This is a genomic window from Rhodococcus sp. UFZ-B548, assembly GCF_903819475.1.
Classification (GTDB): Bacteria; Actinomycetota; Actinomycetes; order Mycobacteriales; family Mycobacteriaceae; genus Rhodococcus_F; species Rhodococcus_F erythropolis.
Genome location: NZ_CAIJDS010000035.1, coordinates 45722 through 63382, shown reverse-complemented (window position 1 = coordinate 63382; position 17661 = coordinate 45722). Strand labels below are relative to the sequence as shown.

Annotated in this window: 19 protein-coding genes; 8 read left to right on the top strand and 11 right to left on the bottom strand. The window is 62.7% G+C overall.

Annotation, left to right across the window (positions count from 1 at the left end; all coding sequences use genetic code 11):
- Nucleotides 1-37 precede the first annotated feature (37 nt).
- On the top strand, nucleotides 38-1732 hold the full coding sequence (ilvD, locus tag H7C86_RS24870) for a dihydroxy-acid dehydratase (protein ID WP_020970776.1): 1695 nt from the start codon (nucleotides 38-40) through the stop codon (nucleotides 1730-1732).
- A 13-nt stretch (nucleotides 1733-1745) separates the two neighbouring features.
- Here the strand turns inward: ilvD and H7C86_RS24865 are convergent, their stop codons facing one another.
- Nucleotides 1746-2402: a serine protease gene (locus tag H7C86_RS24865; protein ID WP_182262406.1), complete on the bottom strand. Its 657-nt coding sequence runs from the start codon at nucleotides 2400-2402 to the stop codon at nucleotides 1746-1748.
- A 74-nt stretch (nucleotides 2403-2476) separates the two neighbouring features.
- The gene (locus H7C86_RS24860) at nucleotides 2477-3196 is read right to left on the bottom strand and encodes a DUF6319 family protein (RefSeq protein WP_003940205.1); all 720 of its coding nucleotides are present in this window, start codon (nucleotides 3194-3196) and stop codon (nucleotides 2477-2479) included.
- Between the two features lie 206 nt (nucleotides 3197-3402).
- On the opposite strand from H7C86_RS24860, the gene H7C86_RS24855 reads away from it, so the two are divergent.
- The gene (locus H7C86_RS24855) at nucleotides 3403-4503 is read left to right on the top strand and encodes an adenylate/guanylate cyclase domain-containing protein (protein ID WP_370671290.1); all 1101 of its coding nucleotides are present in this window, start codon (nucleotides 3403-3405) and stop codon (nucleotides 4501-4503) included.
- Nucleotides 4504-4507: 4 nt separating this feature from the next.
- On the opposite strand, the gene H7C86_RS24850 is transcribed toward H7C86_RS24855, so the two are convergent.
- Nucleotides 4508-5158: a TetR/AcrR family transcriptional regulator gene (locus H7C86_RS24850; RefSeq protein ID WP_019745284.1), complete on the bottom strand. Its 651-nt coding sequence runs from the start codon at nucleotides 5156-5158 to the stop codon at nucleotides 4508-4510.
- 56 nt (nucleotides 5159-5214) lie between these two features.
- On the opposite strand from H7C86_RS24850, the gene H7C86_RS24845 reads away from it, so the two are divergent.
- Nucleotides 5215-6759, top strand: coding sequence for an MFS transporter (locus tag H7C86_RS24845; RefSeq protein WP_019745285.1), 1545 nt, complete (start codon nucleotides 5215-5217; stop codon nucleotides 6757-6759).
- Here H7C86_RS24845 and H7C86_RS24840 read toward each other — a convergent pair.
- Nucleotides 6747-7259 carry an Lrp/AsnC family transcriptional regulator gene (locus H7C86_RS24840; RefSeq protein ID WP_003939810.1) on the bottom strand — a complete coding sequence of 171 codons (513 nt, stop codon included), beginning with the start codon at nucleotides 7257-7259 and terminating at the stop codon, nucleotides 6747-6749. The genes H7C86_RS24845 and H7C86_RS24840 overlap by 13 nt on opposite strands.
- 194 nt (nucleotides 7260-7453) lie before the next feature.
- Between H7C86_RS24840 and hppD the strand changes: the two genes are divergently transcribed.
- Nucleotides 7454-8659: a 4-hydroxyphenylpyruvate dioxygenase gene (gene hppD / locus H7C86_RS24835; RefSeq protein WP_182262405.1), complete on the top strand. Its 1206-nt coding sequence runs from the start codon at nucleotides 7454-7456 to the stop codon at nucleotides 8657-8659.
- A gap of 6 nt (nucleotides 8660-8665) precedes the next feature.
- Here the strand turns inward: hppD and H7C86_RS24830 are convergent, their stop codons facing one another.
- From H7C86_RS24830 to H7C86_RS24810, 5 genes are all read right to left on the bottom strand, one after another.
- Nucleotides 8666-9316 carry an NUDIX domain-containing protein gene (locus H7C86_RS24830; RefSeq protein ID WP_092764080.1) on the bottom strand — a complete coding sequence of 217 codons (651 nt, stop codon included), beginning with the start codon at nucleotides 9314-9316 and terminating at the stop codon, nucleotides 8666-8668.
- The gene (locus H7C86_RS24825; RefSeq protein WP_370627629.1) at nucleotides 9313-10602 is read right to left on the bottom strand and encodes an adenylosuccinate synthetase; all 1290 of its coding nucleotides are present in this window, start codon (nucleotides 10600-10602) and stop codon (nucleotides 9313-9315) included. The genes H7C86_RS24830 and H7C86_RS24825 overlap by 4 nt, the downstream gene beginning before the upstream one ends.
- 9 nt (nucleotides 10603-10611) lie before the next feature.
- Entirely contained in the window at nucleotides 10612-11598 is a 987-nt protein-coding gene (locus tag H7C86_RS24820; protein WP_182262404.1) for a hypothetical protein, read from the bottom strand.
- A gap of 5 nt (nucleotides 11599-11603) precedes the next feature.
- Nucleotides 11604-12635 carry a hypothetical protein gene (locus tag H7C86_RS24815; RefSeq protein ID WP_182262403.1) on the bottom strand — a complete coding sequence of 344 codons (1032 nt, stop codon included), beginning with the start codon at nucleotides 12633-12635 and terminating at the stop codon, nucleotides 11604-11606.
- An 84-nt stretch (nucleotides 12636-12719) separates the two neighbouring features.
- The gene (locus tag H7C86_RS24810) at nucleotides 12720-13619 is read right to left on the bottom strand and encodes a LysR family transcriptional regulator (RefSeq protein WP_182262402.1); all 900 of its coding nucleotides are present in this window, start codon (nucleotides 13617-13619) and stop codon (nucleotides 12720-12722) included.
- 188 nt (nucleotides 13620-13807) lie between these two features.
- Between H7C86_RS24810 and H7C86_RS24805 the strand changes: the two genes are divergently transcribed.
- The 3 genes from H7C86_RS24805 to H7C86_RS24800 are packed head-to-tail and all read left to right on the top strand — an operon-like array spanning nucleotide 13808 to nucleotide 14968.
- Nucleotides 13808-14446 (top strand): hypothetical protein, encoded by a 639-nt coding sequence (locus tag H7C86_RS24805; protein ID WP_021345538.1) that lies wholly within the window; start codon nucleotides 13808-13810, stop codon nucleotides 14444-14446.
- The gene (locus tag H7C86_RS37375; protein WP_020909129.1) at nucleotides 14443-14622 is read left to right on the top strand and encodes an SDR family NAD(P)-dependent oxidoreductase; all 180 of its coding nucleotides are present in this window, start codon (nucleotides 14443-14445) and stop codon (nucleotides 14620-14622) included. The genes H7C86_RS24805 and H7C86_RS37375 overlap by 4 nt, the downstream gene beginning before the upstream one ends.
- A 1-nt stretch (nucleotide 14623) precedes the next feature.
- Entirely contained in the window at nucleotides 14624-14968 is a 345-nt protein-coding gene (locus H7C86_RS24800) for an SDR family NAD(P)-dependent oxidoreductase (protein ID WP_019745294.1), read from the top strand.
- A gap of 15 nt (nucleotides 14969-14983) precedes the next feature.
- Here H7C86_RS24800 and H7C86_RS24795 read toward each other — a convergent pair whose 3' ends face one another.
- On the bottom strand, nucleotides 14984-15745 hold the full coding sequence (locus H7C86_RS24795) for an SDR family NAD(P)-dependent oxidoreductase (protein WP_182262401.1): 762 nt from the start codon (nucleotides 15743-15745) through the stop codon (nucleotides 14984-14986).
- 199 nt (nucleotides 15746-15944) lie between these two features.
- On the opposite strand from H7C86_RS24795, the gene H7C86_RS24790 reads away from it, so the two are divergent.
- Entirely contained in the window at nucleotides 15945-16721 is a 777-nt protein-coding gene (locus H7C86_RS24790; RefSeq protein WP_070386386.1) for an SDR family oxidoreductase, read from the top strand.
- A gap of 113 nt (nucleotides 16722-16834) precedes the next feature.
- On the opposite strand, the gene H7C86_RS24785 is transcribed toward H7C86_RS24790, so the two are convergent.
- Nucleotides 16835-17656: a MaoC/PaaZ C-terminal domain-containing protein gene (locus H7C86_RS24785; protein ID WP_182262400.1), complete on the bottom strand. Its 822-nt coding sequence runs from the start codon at nucleotides 17654-17656 to the stop codon at nucleotides 16835-16837.
- Between the last annotated feature and the right edge of the window lie 5 nt (nucleotides 17657-17661).

The following is a 17661-nucleotide window of genomic DNA, read 5'->3' as shown; positions in this document are numbered from 1 at the left end:
GCCGGAAAGACATCCTGCTGACGCCTATGCTTGGAAAATGACCGAACCCGACATCAAGCCCAGAAGTCGTGACGTCACCGACGGACTCGAAAAGACCGCAGCGCGCGGCATGTTGCGTGCAGTAGGAATGGGTGACGACGACTGGGTCAAGTCGCAGATCGGCGTCGCCTCGTCCTGGAACGAGATCACACCGTGCAACCTGTCCCTCGATCGCCTGGCCAAGGCCGTCAAGGAAGGTGTCCGGGAGGCCGGTGGATTCCCCCTCGAATTCGGCACCATCTCCGTTTCCGACGGCATTTCGATGGGTCACGAGGGCATGCACTTCTCCCTCGTCTCCCGTGAAGTGATCGCGGACAGCGTCGAGACCGTCATGCAGGCCGAGCGCCTCGACGGATCGGTTCTTCTCGCCGGCTGCGACAAGTCGTTGCCCGGCATGATGATGGCGGCGGCCCGCCTCGACCTCGCCAGCGTGTTCCTCTACGCCGGTTCCACCCTCCCCGGCGTCGCCAAACTTTCCGACGGCAGCGAGCGGGAAGTCACCGTCATCGACGCGTTCGAGGCTGTGGGCGCCTGCTCGCGCGGACTGATGAGCCGCGCCGACGTCGACACCATCGAACGGGCGATCTGCCCGGGCGAAGGCGCGTGCGGCGGCATGTACACCGCAAACACGATGGCCAGCGCCGCCGAGGCCATGGGAATGTCGCTGCCCGGCAGCGCTTCACCGCCCGCGCCGGACCGTCGCCGCGACGGATTCGCCCGCGAGAGCGGCAAAGCCGTTGTCGAACTCCTTCGTCGGGGCATCACCGCCAGGGACATCCTCACCAAGGAAGCGTTCGAGAACGCCATCGCGGTGGTCATGGCGTTCGGCGGATCCACCAATGCGGTGCTCCATCTCCTCGCGATCGCGCACGAAGCGTACGTCCCGCTGACGCTCGACGATTTCGCCCGCGTCGGCGCGAAGGTCCCGCACCTCGCCGACGTCAAGCCCTTCGGAAAGCACGTCATGACGGACGTCGACCGTATCGGCGGCGTCCCCGTGATCATGAAGGCATTGCTCGACGCAGGACTCATGCACGGAGATTGCCTGACCGTCACCGGTAAGACCGTGGCGGAGAATCTCGCGCACATCACCCCGCCCGATCCAGACGGCAAGGTCCTGCGGGCGATGAACAAGCCCATTCACCCCACCGGAGGCATCACGATCTTGAAGGGGTCACTCGCGCCCGGCGGCGCGGTGGTCAAGTCGGCAGGATTCGAGTCTGATGTATTCGTCGGCACTGCACGGGTTTTCGAACGCGAACGCGCCGCAATGGACGCGCTCGAAGACGGAACCATCACTGGTGGCGACGTCGTCGTTATCCGCTACGAGGGCCCGAAGGGTGGTCCCGGAATGCGTGAGATGCTGGCCATCACGGGCGCAATCAAGGGTGCGGGTCTCGGCAAGGACGTCCTGCTGCTGACGGACGGACGATTCTCGGGCGGCACCACCGGCCTGTGTGTCGGACACGTTGCGCCCGAGGCCGTCGACGGCGGTCCCATCGCGTTCGTTCGCGACGGCGACCAGATCCGGCTCGACGTGGGTACCGGACAACTCGAATTGTTGGTCGACGACTCCGAATTGGAAGTCCGCAAGAAGGGCTGGGAGCCGTTGCCGCCTCGCTACACACGTGGTGTGTTGGCCAAGTACTCCAAGCTCGTGGGATCAGCCTCGGGTGGAGCAGTGTGCGGCTGATCCCAGCTCGCAGCTAGATGGGCCGGTACCCGGCGCCGACGCCTCCGTGGGCATTGATCGTGTCCACGATGGAGGTCATGTTGGTGCCGAGTTCCGGCCCCAGGCACGGTACCCAGAGGTAGGCGTTGACCATCGCGACCAGCGTCGTGCCGACCGTGACCGGGGCTCCCGAATCACCGTGGTCGACGCAGATCTGAGTCCAGGTGGATGCGTCGGCGCTCAGGTCTCCCCAGACGACGCCGCAGGTCGTGCCCGTCGTACGGCCTTCCTTGCAGGCTGTAGCCGGGAAGCTGGCCGGAGCGCCGATCGAGGTGATGGTTGCCGCGCCCACCGTTCGAACTGGTGTGACCTTGCCCGAATCGAACTGGATGACCCCGTAGTCCAGGTCCGGGTTCGACTCGACGAACGTGCCGACCACGCCTGCGTCCTCGTTGCTTTCCGGGATCACGAACGATCCAGGACCACCGCAGTGACCTGCGGTGATACCCACGAGTCTGCCGCCGTTGTCGTGCCCGATAGTGGTCAACGTGCAGACCAGCTGATTGTCGACGATGATGCCCGAACCACCACCCATGGGCGTGGGTGCAGCAACCGCGTTGCTGCTGACGATGAACCCGAGTCCGAGTGCCAAGACCAACGCTGCCAGAGCCGAAACAATTCGCTGCAACATCACAATCTCTCCGCCGGTAATCTCCCCGCTGCAAAAAACGCATACCCCGGAAAGCGCGGACCTACGCAGCGTTTCTAGTCGGTAGCTCCGAGCGCTTCGAGCATCTTGCGTGCCTCCTCGAGCTGGCGACTCAACTCGTCGACTCGCGCTGCAGCCATGTCCCGTGCAGCGACGATGATGGACTCGACAGCCTCGATTGCGGTGGGCTCACCCAACTCGCGGACAGCTCGCTCGACCGCATCGGGTGCGACCGGAACTGCTTTGCCCGGACGCTTGGCGCCCTGTGTGACCGTCACGCTCCAGTCGTTGTCCGCGCCCGCATGGATGGTGACGCTGATGCCGGCCGGCAGTTTCTTCGCACGCTTGACGGCCGGGCGAGGTGTCGCGGCAGGGGCAGCAGTGGTAGTCGGTACCGGAGCGGGTGCAGGCTGCGCACGCGGCTTCGGTCGAACAGGCTCTACGAGTGGCTCCATCAGGGGCTCGGACTCCACAACTGGTTTGGGCCGTGGCGCCGGTTTGGCCGGTGCCGCGGAGACGCGGTTGATGCGCAATTCCTCTGCCTCGAAAGGCAATTCGTCGTTGACGCCCTTTGGGCGAATCATCACGGTGTTGCCGTCCACCGACACGACTTTCGCCGAGGTACCGGCTTCGATCCCCAGGCTGGGAGTCGCCTCGCGCAGATAGACGGTGGCGCGCTTGCCTTCGGCGACAGCCGTGGCGAGCGCTGCCAGATTGTCCGCAGTGAGGTGATCCGGCGTTGATGCGGCAGCGCCGGAACGTCTACGGGGTGGCATGCGCAGGTCCTTTCAGAAGTATCTCGTGCATTTCAGTATCGACAGTGCTTTTCTCGGGGCAACTCTTGCACAAGCCACCGACGTGTTGACTCTCACCGCCCGCCTGGGCCCGAGGATCCGTAGGCGGTTCGGCCAATTCAGTACTGTTCTCGGGGCACCGCGTGGAAGATGGTGGACAGAAATTCGTTGCGGCAAGAAGGAGCACGGTGAGCAGTTCGGAGTCAGAGTGGATCGACGAGGTCACCGAACCCGCCCCTGCTGAATCTAACGCTGCTGAATCTCACGCTGCTGAGCCGATCGACGTCGATGCTCATCTGCTCAGCCGGATTCAAGCCGACATCGAGGAGTCCCTCCTCGGCGGACCGCGCTGCTTCACACAGTCGCAGATCGCGGAATTCGCCGGGGTGACACGCGAGCGCGCCGATCGTCTGTGGGTGGCGATGGGCTTTGCCGTCGACGAGGATCCCGACGCGGTCATGTTCACGCAGCAAGACGCCGACGCCCTCAAGACCATCACCGACATGGTCAATCGAGGAGTCATCTCGCAGAACAGTGAGGTGGCAGCTGCCCGTTCTCTCGGACAGTCGATGTCGAGGTTGGCGGAGTGGCAGGTATCGCTGATCAGCACACACATCATCGATCAGCTTGCGGACTCGGTGGATCACGAACCCGACGCCATCAGAAATGTCGTCCTGAGCCTCGGCGCCGAGATCATTCCCGCTGTCGAATCTCTGCAGACGTACGTATGGAAGCGTCACGTCGCGTCGTCGACGGGCCGCAACGTGGGAAACCCGGGCGAAGAAGTCGCGAGTCGTGTTCTGGTGGTGGGTTTCGCCGACATCGTCGGGTACACCTCGCTGACTCGCGGACTCGACTCCGCCGAACTCAACGATCTGCTCGAGCGGTTCGAGTCCGCGTCCACCGAAATCATCGGACGCAACTACGGCTGGGTGGTCAAGACCGTCGGTGACGAGGTCATGTTTGCCGCCGAGAGTCCTCATCACGCCGCCGAGATCGCCTTGCAGATCCAGCAGGCGGTCCTCGCCGATCACGACGATCCACAGCTTCGGGTAGGTCTGGCCATGGGTCCGACGTTGGTTCGCTTCGGAGATCTCTACGGTTCGGTGGTCAACAAGGCCGCGCGCCTGACCAGCTCCGCTCGCCCCGGCACCGTGCTGATCGACTCCGAGCTGGCCACCCAGCTCGGCTCGGACGCCAATTTCAAACTGCGACACCTTCGTCCACGACGAGTGCGCGGCATCGACCGCCTCGAGCAGTACGTGCTACGACGCAATCTGGAGCCGTGAGCTGTCAGCTCGACACTCCGCGTGCAGCCAGAAAATCGTCCACGATCTGCTCACACGCGGCCTCCCCGAGAGGCGTCAGCGTGGCCAGCTTGGTGAGCACCAAAGGTCCGACCAACTGAGCAAGTGCGACGTCGTAGTCGTACTCCCCCAACGCTTCGATCGCATCCGGCGAGCGCAGGATCCGATCGAACGCGTGACGGTACTGCTCGAAGACCGTCTGGCGCAACGATCGCAATTCGGGCTTGTCCGTCGACAGCGCGTCGACGCTCGAGTAGCCCTTCAGCTCCGGCCCCAAGCCGAGCCAGCACATGGCCGTCACCTGGATCGGTGCGCTTTCGATGGCCTTGGCCTGACTGGTCAACAACTCGAGCAATTGCGCGCGGAGGTCACCTTCCCCGGACATCTCGGGCACCGGCGGTAAGAGGCGAGCAAATGCCGCGGCGAGTAACTCCGTGCCGCTGTCGAAATGCCGATACAACGTCGCACGTGCGACGTTGGCCAATTTGGTGACGGCATCGATCGTCACCGCGTCCACGCCGCCTTCTGCCAGCAGCTTGGTCGCCGCGTCGAGCAACCTGGACCTGGAACGCTGTTTACGCGGATCCTCGTCGCTGACCTGCTTGTCGATTTCCTGCTTGTCGATTCCCGCCGTCACAACCTCAGTTATACCCACTTGGGGGTTGTGGAACTTCTGTTCTTGTAACGATACTGATGGTCTTGTTTCTATCGGGAGGTTTCGTGAGTAGCGATACGACGCTCGAACAGTCCACGTGGACCATCCGACAGATCTGGATGCTGACGGTCGCGTGCTGCGCCGTCGCGCTGGTCGTCGCAGCGATGGCCGCTCTCAACACGGCCCTTCCCGACTTGGCCCGTGATACCGGTGCAACACAGAGCCAGCTCACGTGGATCGTGGACGGGTACACGCTCACGCTGGCTTGTCTCTTGTTGCCGGCGGGCGCACTCGGCGATCGATACGGTCGACGAGAACTGCTCATGTTCGGACTACTCGTTTTTGCTGCCGGCTCGTCGATTCCGGTCTTCGCGGACGAACCGTCGTGGATCATCGTCTCCCGCGTGATCTCCGGCGTCGGCGCCGCATTTGTCATGCCGGCGACGCTGTCTCTACTCACTGCAGGTTTCCCGCCGGCGCAGCGTGCCCGTGCCGTCGGAGTCTGGTCCGGCGTCGCAGGGTCCGGTGCAATCGCCGGACTCGTCGTCTCCGGGCTACTCCTCGAAAAATGGTCCTGGCATTCGATTTTCGTCAGCCTGGCCGTCGTCTCGGTCCTCATCCTCGTGGTGTCGTTCACGATCGTGACGTCGAAGGACACGGAGGCAACTCCACTCGATCTACCTGGTACAGCGCTGATCGCCGGCTCGATCGGACTGTTCGTCCTGGGGATGATCGAGGCGCCGGCCCGTGGTTGGCTCGATCCGGTAGTTCTCGCGTTGCTGGTCGGCGGAATTGCCATGGCCGCGGTATTCAGCTGGGTCGAATTACGTACTCGCCATCCACTTCTGGACGTGAGACTGTTCGCCAATCGCGCATTCGGCAGCGGCGCAGCGTCACTGACCCTGCAATTCCTGGCGACTTTCGGCTTGTTCTTCCTGATCGTGCAGTATCTCCAACTGGTGCTCGACTACTCCCCACTGCAATCGGCGCTCGCCCTCATGCCGATCGCTGTGCCGGTGATGGCGCTGTCCGTGGTTGCTCCCCTACTGATTCCGCGTATCGGCCTTCGCGCTCTCACCGCCACCGGTGTTGCCTTCCTCGGAACCGGAATTGCACTCTTGACGCGCTTGGACGCCAGTTCGACCTACGCCGAGGTCTGTGTCCCCTTGGTAGTAGCCGCTATCGGATTGGGCTTGTCGACAACCCCCGCCACTGCTGCGATCGTCTCCAACGCACCAGACTCCAAACAGGGTGTTGCCTCAGCAGTCAACGACGCAACCCGTGAGATCGGCTCTGCCATCGGCGTTGCACTGGCGGGAAGTATCCTCGCCGCCGGCTATGGCAATCACGTCCAGCCCGCGGTCGACTTGCTGCCCGAACCCGCCAAGGAACCGGTATCCGGTTCTCTGGCCGCCGCTCTCCACGTCGCCGAAGCAGCCGGGCCGCAGGGTGCCCAGTTGGCCGAATTCGCCCGTGAAGCCTTCATCAAAGGCATGGATCAAGGAGCACTCACGCTCGCCGCGATCATGTGGGTATCCGCGATCGTTCTGGGATTCTGGGCTCCGGGTCGTCAGCGAGACTGACCGCCTCGTCGGTATGCCGGGGCCTTGGTCGTCTGCTCCGATTGCAGAGTCTGCAGGAGGGGCATCGACCGGAGCGGCACCACAACCGAGAGAACCATGACGCTGGTCGACCGGGTGGCTATCCCCGACCGATTCAGTTCGAGCAGCGTCGCTTGCAAATCCTCGTGCGACGCAGCGGCAATCCGGCACAGCACGTCGCCGGAGCCGGTGGTGGCAAAGGCTTCGAGCACACCGGGGATTGCCTCGAGTTCCGCGGTGACGGTGTCGAGCGCCCCCTGGGCGATCTGCAAAGTCACGAATGCTTGTACTCCGAAACCCGCTGCAGCCAAATTGATGTGCGGCGCGTATCCGGCGATGACGCCCGCATCTTCCATCCTTTTCAATCTCGCCTGCACTGTCGCCCGCGCAACCTTGACCTGACGCGAAAGCTCCAACGCACCGGCTCTCGGGTGCTTGTTCATCGCGTCCAACAGAGCCAGATCCACTGCGTCGAGATTCACGTCCGCTCCACTCGTCGTTCAACTCTGCAAATTGCCTACAAAACAGTGCCACTATCTTCGCATTCCGGCGCTGTGTCTACTTTCAACTACCTCCGTTGACTACCCAACCTCTGAAGGACTTATCTGTTTGTACTGGCAGTGCCGAACATAACCGAGCACCGCGCTGTGTACATCGCACTCAGAGGGGACTCATCATGACCGTCGAACAGACTCTCACCGACGACGAACAGCTGGCCGGCCTGGATCTGGAGCAATTGCGCCAGTTGGTCGGCTTGGTCGAGTACGACAGCAATCACGATCCCTTCCCCGTGAGCGGTTGGGACGGCCTCGAATGGATCGTCGGAAATGCCACGCAGACTTCACATTTCTTCCAGTCCGCGTTCGGCATGGAATTGGTGGCCTATTCAGGCCCGTCGACGGGAAACCGCGACCACCACGCGTTTGTACTCAAGAGTGGGGCGGTGCGGTTTGTCGTCAAGGGCGCTGTGGATCCGGCAAGTCCGCTGATCGAACATCACAGCCGTCACGGCGACGGTATCCGCGACATCGCGCTCAGCGTCCCTGACGTGGACAAGTGCATCGCACACGCCATCACCCAAGGCGCGACGGTGTTGAGCGAACCGCACGACATCACCGACGAGCACGGCACCGTTCGCCTGGCCAGCATCGCGACGTACGGCGAGACTCGGCACACCCTCGTCGACCGTTCCCGCTACACCGGCCCTTACCTTCCCGGATACGTTGAACGGACGTCGTCGTACCGCAAGCGTGACGGCGCGCCCAAGCGAATCTTTCAGGCCCTCGACCACGTCGTCGGCAATGTCGAACTCGGCAAGATGGACCAGTGGGTCGACTTCTACAACCGGGTCATGGGATTCACCAACATGGCCGAGTTCGTGGGCGGCGACATAGCCACCGACTACTCCGCGCTGATGAGCAAGGTCGTCTCGAGCGGCAATCACCGAGTCAAGTTCCCACTCAACGAACCTGCCATCGCGAAGAAGCGGTCACAGATCGACGAGTACCTCGAGTTCTACCAAGGTCCCGGCGCTCAGCATCTCGCACTTGCGACCAACGACATCCTCGGAGCAGTCGACGCTCTGGTCGACGAAGGAATCGAGTTTCTCTCCACTCCTGCTTCGTATTACGAGGATCCCGAATTGCGCGCGCGTATCGGAGAGGTTCGAGTTCCGATCGAGGAATTGCAGAAGCGAGGCATCCTCGTCGACCGCGACGAGGACGGCTATCTTCTTCAGATCTTCACCAAGCCGATCGGAGATCGTCCCACCGTGTTCTTCGAGATCATCGAACGCCACGGCTCACTGGGATTCGGACTGGGAAACTTCAAAGCCCTGTTCGAAGCGATCGAGCGTGAGCAGGCCGCGCGGGGCAACTTCTGAGGTAGGTCAGCTGTTTTCGGTCCACGCCCAGACCACCGCGGGCCGCCCGGTGGCACTGACCCGGACTCGTTCGTCCGTACGTTCCAGCCCTGGCAACGCTTTGAGCGTCCGGTTCAAGTTGCCCGGGTCCGGACGCACACCGGAAAGCTCCTCCGCCACGGCCAGCGCGTACGACGCCGGAAACGACGGACCCAGTAGTGCCCGCGTGAAAGCCTGATCTCGCCACAACAGGGTGTCAGCAAGGATCGGGCGGGTATCGGCGACTATCCGATTGTGGTCGAACGCAAGGTCCCCCGGGTTGTCCCAGCTCACCCATTCGGCCGAACCCGGCACCTCGTCCGACGAGATCACTGCCCACATGGTCACCGAGAGCGTCGGACCGCGGGGGTCGCGATTGGGTTCGTCGAACACGGTCAATTGACCGCTGACGAGGATCTTCTCGTCGGGAATTCCGAGCTTGGTGGTCACGGCTCGCCTGGCGGCGTCCTGCAACCGCTCACCGGCGCCCAGCAGTACACCGGGCAGCGCCAACTGCCCGGTGTACGGCTCCGCTCGCCGCGGAGTGACGGCAAATCGCAACATCCCGGGTTCCGGATTGCCGAACCGGAGCGCGATGACATCGATCGAGACAAGTGACTGGTCCACACCGTCCATCATGCAGGCACTGGGCATCGCATCTGACGATCGACCCGGTCGGCACCGTTCGCGGTCAGCACTACCGGCGCACCCATTTCCTCGCTCAGATACCGGGCGAAATCCTCCGGGTCGGCCGGAAGTTCCTTCGGCACGACCCCTACGGCTTTCAGGGAATCTGTCAGCGCCTGCTGGTGATCGAGATCCTTCCACTCTCCGACGGGAACGAACGGCAATCCTTCGTACGCGTGCACCCCGTGGATCGGGATGCCTGCAGCCCGCGCGCGATCCATCGCGTCGAGATGAGTAAGCGCTAAGCCGTCGACGCCACCGCTCACCTCGATTGCGTAGTGCAACAACAACTCGTCGAGGTGGCCCGTCCGGAATCCGCCTTGATACTCACCCGTCCCGTTGTGCAGCTCGGGCAACACCTTCGCCAGCTCCGGATCCTCCGTCGGGAACGGCCCAGCTCCGTGTCGTGTCATGTAGGTGCGGGTGACGCCGAGTACGTAACTGTCCCGGCCCAACTCGTCGATCATCGCTCGCGCGTTGGACGGCTCGACCGTCGACCACGTGGTGTGTGGGTGAAACCCCCGCCACTCGTCGAGAAGGACACCTTGTGCCCCCTCGAATACCAGACGACCACCGGCACCCAACGCGCCCAGCGCATCCGGGTCGGCGATGTCCACGACGGCACCGAATTCGGCGTACATGTCGACCATGTCGTCGATCGGCGGAAACCCGTGGCGACTCTCCGCGATCAACGGTCCGTAGAATGTGGCCAACGCCGACAACTTACGACGCAAGGAATCAGGTCGCCGGCAGTCTCCCACCGTAGGCGCACTCGCAACTTCGAGCGCATACGCCGCCGTCTCACCGATCCCCTTGCCACACGAGCCGTGTCGGTTATCGCCGCGAGCATCCTCACGGGCCCTGTTGGCGGCCACATGGATCGGCGTCGTCAACAATGCGCGCGCGTCGATCCGTATCAGGTCGAACGGATTTCGAACTCCGAGCGCTTCCAGAGCACGTGCTTCCCGCGCGAGCGCGATGGGCTCGACCAACACGAATTTCGAGAGAAACGTCGGGACGCCGGACAGCGATCCCGAGCCGAACTGCGAAAACGTGTGGTGGCGCTCGCCGACCGTTACGTTGTGCGCTGCCTGTGCCCCACCGTTGAAGCGGACCACTGCGGCCACATTCAGATCGGCTCGATCGGAGCAAAGCCAATCAACGGTTGCTCCCTTCCCTGCATCTCCGAACCCGAGGTCTACGACGACGATATCGCGGTCTTCGAACGGCTCCATCATGTTCTCCTTCTAGGCGAAATCGACATCGTCCGTGCCGGTTCCGAGATCGCGCGGCAAACCGGCCACCGTCGCGGTGCTGCGCCCTGGAATCAGGGCGAGAGCCTTGCCGACAGTCTCGGCTTCAGCTCTTGAACCGATGTCGCGGAGATCCGCCAGTCCGTCACGCAGGTCGATGCGGTCCTCGCCGATTCCGACCGTCAGCGCGATCAGTTCGCACACCGCGGCGGGATCGTCGAGTTTGACGAAGCGTTCACCGAGCAACGTCTTCCAGTGATCCGCGATTTCCGGATCGTTGAAGTACGACGACTGATCGGGCAGAACGAAGTAGACGTTCCATCTTTCTTCGAGTTCACGGTAGATCGACGGCACCGACACGTCCTGACGTACCTTGTCCCCGATCACCGAACGGATGTGACGAGCCGAGAGCCGCGGCTTGTTCAGCTCGTCACCGATGATGAAGAGGTAGCCTTTCCTTCCGCGCTTCTCCCAGGCATCCGTACTGGTGTGACGTGCCATGAAATATGCTGCCAATTCATAGCTTTCCGATTTCTGACCACCACCGTTGCCCTCGAGGAAGATGGTCCGAAGCTGCTCGTCCATCGCGTTTCCCGACTCGAACTGGCCGACTTGTAGTGGCACCTGATCGGAATCGGCGTCGCCGATACCACCGAACAGAATCTGCGGATCATCCGCATATCCCTTGCGTTGCAGCAGCCCGTGCAGCTTTCCGAGCTTGTCCTGCATGATTCGAGGAACAGCGCCCATCGAGCCGGTGACATCGAAAAGCACTGCTATCGGGAGAGAATCGGGGTGCCCGTCCGAGTCTCGGCATTCACGCTTGTCGACGCCGAAGGGGTCGAGGGTCGGGTCCGCTTTCCAACTGCTTCGCGGACGCGACCGAAGCGAATCGGTGTAACCGAAATCGCCGACACCGCGTGCGGCACGAAAAGTCTTGCCCGCCAAATAGGTGTTGTCGTCCCAGTATCCGTAGCCCATGACAATCACTGTCCTTTCGTGGATGGAACGGCGAACGGACGAAATGTCCGCTGGCCATAGAGAAGATCGAGGAGTTCGTCGAACTCGCCAAGTAGGTCGACCGCGTCGGGACGCAATCTCGGGTTGTCCTGCATGCAGCCGTCGGCAAACGCATTCATCCGTTCGTGGGTCTGCTCGCCCAGCATTCGGAGCATCAAATGATGAGCCATGTAGACGTCCCAGGCCGGAGACGCTCCTTCGCCGAGTTCCGGTGGGTACGAATCACGATCGGAACCGATCGTCGCCGCCGGGCGACTGCCCGTACGGGTGGCAAAGGACCAGCCGACCAGCACCACCCCGTGCCGGTCAGGCTCGATAAGCACGTTCTCCGCGGTAATCGCGGTGTGCACCCAACCAGTCGTATGCGCTGCTGCCAGAGCCCGAAGTAGCCGTCGGTGCATCCACGCCCAGTCCCGTGGATCGAGGCCACCTGGATACGCCTCACGGACGTCGGCGAGATTCACAAAACCTTCGGTCAGATCGTCCAGCACATCGATCTGACGTCTCGTGCCGCTGCCCACATGGGTGATTTGATCGATCAATCGCGGGAAGTACGAGACTGCCCAACCGGCTTCGCACGAATTCTCGGTGTCCGTCAACACATTCCGTTCGGCCTCGATCATCGAGTTCGCCCGAGGGTTTCGCGGAATCTTCAGTACGACACCGGCATCGGACCGGTACAGGTTAGCGACCGAGCCGCGCGCTACCAGTCCACCCAACGTGTACTCGCCCCGCTCGCCGACATAAACGGGTCGAGAATCTGCCGGCTCGAACTCCGCTGCCCAACTGCGGTAAAGCTCGTTCAATCGAGATGTTGCGGCCGAGTATCGCACCCTATCTTCGGGCGTCGCCCGGTCCGGATGGATGGCGGAGGCGAGCCGATGAAAACGACGCTTTGCAGCGCGACGGGTGTCGAGATCACTGGAGTCTCCCCCGAACACATCGGCCGAAACTCGTGCTGCCTCGACGATTTCAAGTGCCGTGCTGATCGTTTTCATGGTTTTAGTCTAACTGACTAAAACGAAGACGGCAAGAATGCGTATTTCATCCGAGTACATGCGCATCACATCAGGACACGGCAATCACCTGGCGGCACCGAGGGCTGAAACAGCTTTGCGTAGCTCGATCACTGCCGGACTGCTGTCGCCCTCGCGGGTACACAGATCGATCGAACACTGCTCGATGTCGGAAATGCGCACGAAACTGATATCCGAGCGGGTGTAGTACTCGGCAATGGTTGCTGCCGTTATCACCACCGCCCGACCGTTGGCGACAACCTCGAGTGCTTCGTCCATCGTGCGGACCGAGGGACCGTACCGGACGGGTACACCACTCGGGCGCGGGTCCACCGACCACCATTTCACCCATTCGAGTGGTGCACCGTCACTCGAAACCTGCACCATCCCATCTATTTCAGAAATCTCGATGCTCGTACGGCCCGCCAGTCGGTGCCCTCGAGGCAGAGCCACCACCCGCGGTTCGACGCCTATCCGTTCGAGCACCACACCGTCGAGCACCGGCAGTGGCGGTCGCACGAATGCCGCGTCGACGGTCGCGCTCGCCACCGCCGAAACCTGTTGGGACCAATCCAACTGGACGAGCTCCACCTCCGCATGCAACGAATCGATCACCGCACGCCCCAAACTCCCGGCAGCCCCGTTGATGAATCCGATCCGCAACCGCCTGGCCCGCCGACGCTCGAGTGCGTCGAGACCGTTCATCGCGCGAACGGCAAACTCGAGAGCGGGCCGCGCATCCGCGACGAACACCTCACCCGCGGCGGTGAGCACCACCGGATGCGAACTGCGATCGACCAACTCGACTCCCACCTGCTCCTCGAGTCGTCGAATCTGCTGACTGAGGGCGGGCGCGGTGACGAACAGCCGGTCTGCCGCTCGCCCGAAGTGCCCTTCCGCCACGACGACGAGCAACGAGGACACCAAACGCAGATTCAGATCTTCGCCTCTTCTCGCCTTCTTCATTACCGTCCATTCGGTTGTTTTCGGCCCGCCGCTCGACTTAAAGTGACGACCATCACGGTATCTGAACAGCGGAGTTAAGCAAACTGGCAATTCTCGAACGAAGATCTACATGTACAGCGAATGCCTCGCCAGGTCACAGTTGTCGCAGATCCGGACAGCCCGCCGAATCTGCGAAACCAGGAGATGTGATGAGCAAGTACGAGCACGAATTCGTCCACATGATGGATGGCGTCGAAAAGCAATTGGAAACCATCGACAATCCGCGGCACCAGAAGATCCTCCGTAACTACCGACGCCACGCCTTGCTCGAGGTCTCCGGTCGCTACAAGGAAATCCTCTCGCCGGACATGACCGTCGAAGAACCCGTCTACCGGTTGTTCGAAGACGGTCAGTCGATTGTCCTCGACGGCATGGACGCCGTCACCAACTTCTACCAGTCACTCGCCGAGACGGACACCCTTGTCATGTGGACCGGGAAGTCCGACTTCGCGGTATCGGACAGCGGGTTCTCGGGTGAGACACTCTTCAGTCAATTCGTTCCTGGATCGATCCTCGGAGACGGGGTGTTCGGCGCGGTGCACGAATCGGGCGGATCCACGTCCGCAGCCCCTGAACAGTCGTCGGGCATCGACTCCGACGGTTGGTATCTCGTGCGTCGGACCTTGGCATTCGTCTGGCCGTACGACGAGCAGGGTCGACTCATCGGTGAGCACGTCTACGAAGATTCTGCTTCGAAAGTCGTCACCAAGGTGGATCCGAGCGAGGTCATCACGGCAGCGCGCGCAGCCGAACTGCTTGCCCCACTGCTCGAAACGCACCTGCCGTGAGCGCGCCCGTAGCCATTGTCACCGGCGCAGCGGCCGGGTTGGGCGCCGCTATTGCCGAGCGGCTTGCCGAGGACTTCGGCACCCTGCTTCTACTCGACATCGAAGAGGCTGCACTCGCCGACACCGCAGCACGCCTGGAAAGCCTTGGCGTCGATCGGTGCCCGCTTGGGCGGTGACATGCTCGCGCACTACGGACCGTCGAAGGCCGCCGTGATCGAGATGAGTCACAGCGTCGCCCGGATCGGCGCGACTCGAGGGCTCCGTTCGAACACGGTCATGCCCGGGCTGATCCTCACCGACATGTGGCTGCGAACCATCAAGGAACTGCGTCGGCGCGATGCTGCACTAGCGGGCGTTTCCGATGCTGATGTCTTCGATTCTTTTGTTGCCCAAATGGTTCCGATGGGTCGAGCCCAGACGCCCGGAGACATCGCCGAGATGGTCGCGTTCTTGCTCAGCGACAAGGCTCGCAACGTCACCGGGCAGACGATTGCCGTCGACGGCGGCGCCGTGATGACCTGATCGAGTCGATGGCGGTCAGCCCCAGCGCGACTGACCGCCGTCGAGCGGGATCGTGGCACCCGTCAGGTAACCGGCGTCTTCGCTGACGAGGAAGACGACGGCACGACCGATGTCGGTCTCGGGATCTCCGACGCGTCCCAGCGGGATACCCGCGACAAAAGCCGCCGCCTCTTCCGGATTCTTGTCCATCCACCACTGCAACGCGGGGGTCTTGGCGTGCGGGGCGACGTTGAGAACGCGGATGTTGTCCTTGCCCCATTCGCAGGCGGCAGCGCGGGTCAACGAGCGCATGCCTTCCTTGATGGAACCGTAAGCGCCGTAGTTACTGGCATCCCAGCGCACGGCTGCCGAGGTGACCATGTTGATGATGACGCCGCCCCCACGACTGTTCATGTGCGGGTACGACGCCTGCATCATGCGCAGGGTGGCGAGTGGGCCCGTCGCGAAAGAACGCTCGAAGTCATCGTCCAGCACGCTCAAGAGCGGGCCGGGCTTGCAGTCGTTGGCGTTGTTGACCAGGATGTCGATTCCGCCGAACAGTTCGACGGTACGGTCCACGGCCGCCGTGATGTCGTCCTTCTTGCTGACGTCACAAACCACGGCCTCACCGCGCGCACCGATGTCAGCGAGTAGTCCGCAGGTGGTGTGCAACTTGGATTCGGTGCGACCGGCAACGGCGATCACGGCGCCCTCTTTGGCCAAGGCCAGGGCAATCCCCTGCCCGATTCCCTGACCCGCACCCGTGATGAGTGCAACTTTGCCTTCGAGCTTGCCCATGTGACTACTCCAATGTCTGTCGACGCAGAGGTCCCTTTGCGGGAGGGACCGGTCGATTCTGGTGACTGCCGCCGTTTGTCGTCTACACTCGACAAACTAAGCAACCAAGCACTTGCTTGACCCTAAGGTGTGCGACCACGTCGCGTCAATCACATTGGGCGGCAATTCAGCTCGGCCCCAACATCAGGAAGGCTCCACCGTGACACTGCCCAACCCCGTCGATTTCAGCGGACGCTCGGTGATCGTCACCGGCGGCACCAAAGGCATCGGCTACGTCATCGCCGAAACCTTCCTCGCCGCGGGTGCGAACGTGCTGGTCTGTGGCCGTAACGAGCCCGAAAACCTACCCACCGCCGACGGCCGTAGCGCAGCCTTTCGCGCCACGGACGTCCGCGATCCCGCCGACGCCGCAGCCCTCGTCCAGGATGCCGTCGAGCGCTTCGGCCGTCTGGACGTCCTGGTCAACAACGCCGGCGGCTCCCCCGATGCCGATGCTGCGACGGTGTCACCCCGCTTCGTCGAGAAGATCGTGGCCCTGAACCTGTTGGCACCCTTCAACGTTGCCCAGGCCGCCAACGCAGTGATGCAGACTCAGGACGACGGCGGTGCCATCATCAACATCGGCAGTGTCTCGGCGATCGATCCGCAGCCCGGAACCGCGGCGTACAGCGCAGCCAAGGCCGGCCTCCTCGTTCTGACCAAGGCATTGGCCCTCGAATGGGCGCCGAAGGTCCGGATCAACCACATCACCACCGGCCTGATCCGTACCGAGGCTGCCGCCGAGGTCTACGGCGCCGACGGCGGCGCGGCGGTCACGAAGACCATTCCGATGGAGCGCATGGCCGTGCCGGCCGATATCGCCAACTCCTGCCTGTTCCTGGCGAGCCCACTCTCCTCGTACGTGAACGGTGCCGACATCGCCGTTCACGGCGGCGGCGAATACCCGGCTCGCTACATGGCGACCCATCAGGACTGAACACAAGCACAGAGCAGCCCCTGAGCGAATGCGCTTCAGGGGCTGCTTTCTTCGTGCGAACAACTGCGGGGCGCGACGAGGGGTCAAGCACCCCGCAGTTGAGTCTGGAGGGACTAGTGAGCGGAGAAGCTCACTCGTGCACCGGAAATCGCTACCTGATCACCCTTGGTGACCTGGAAGGCCAGGTCGTCGGAGGTTCCCCACGCAACGATGGACGGCGCTTCACCCGGATGGATTGCCGCAGCGAATCGACCCTCGAGGCTCACGAGGTCCGCCGGATGCACTCCGGCGACCCGGGCAAGCTCGAGCGTGCTCGCGGCCAACGTGCACAGGCCGTGCATGATCGGACGCGGCTGGTTGATCCGCGCCGCAGCCTCGGGATCGATGTGGATGTGGTGCTTGTCGCCCAGGAGCCGGTACATCGCCGTCTGGTTCTCCGCTGTGGTCAACACACCGGTCAACGAAGGCTCGCCGGTCGGCTCCGCCGGACGTGAGGGTCCACGTTCTCCGCCGAATCCACCGGCACCGGGGGCAAAAAGTGACCAGGTCGCGACGAAGTATTCGCACTCCACCTTCACTTCGAACACGGCCGCTGCGCCCTTGTCCCACACCTCGCCGACCGAAGCCTTCAAGGTCACGTCACCGCTACGCGGAAGCGGAGCAAGCACTTTCAGCTCTTGCGAGCCGTGCAGTGCCGTCGAGGTGTCGAAGGCGCCCGCCGAACCCAGAGCGTCGGGAGCCCACTGCGCCAGCGTCAGAGCAAAGGTCGGCAGTACCCGAAGCTGATCCTCGAAGACGAGGTCCAGCTCGGTCGCCTTGGCGCCCACGGCAAGTGCGTACAGGATCGCGTCGCGCTCGGTGTACGACACGGTGCGGGTCCCGAGATCGGCTCCACGCCAATCGCCGGCGGTCTTCGCAGCTTCCGAAGTTGTCACTGTCT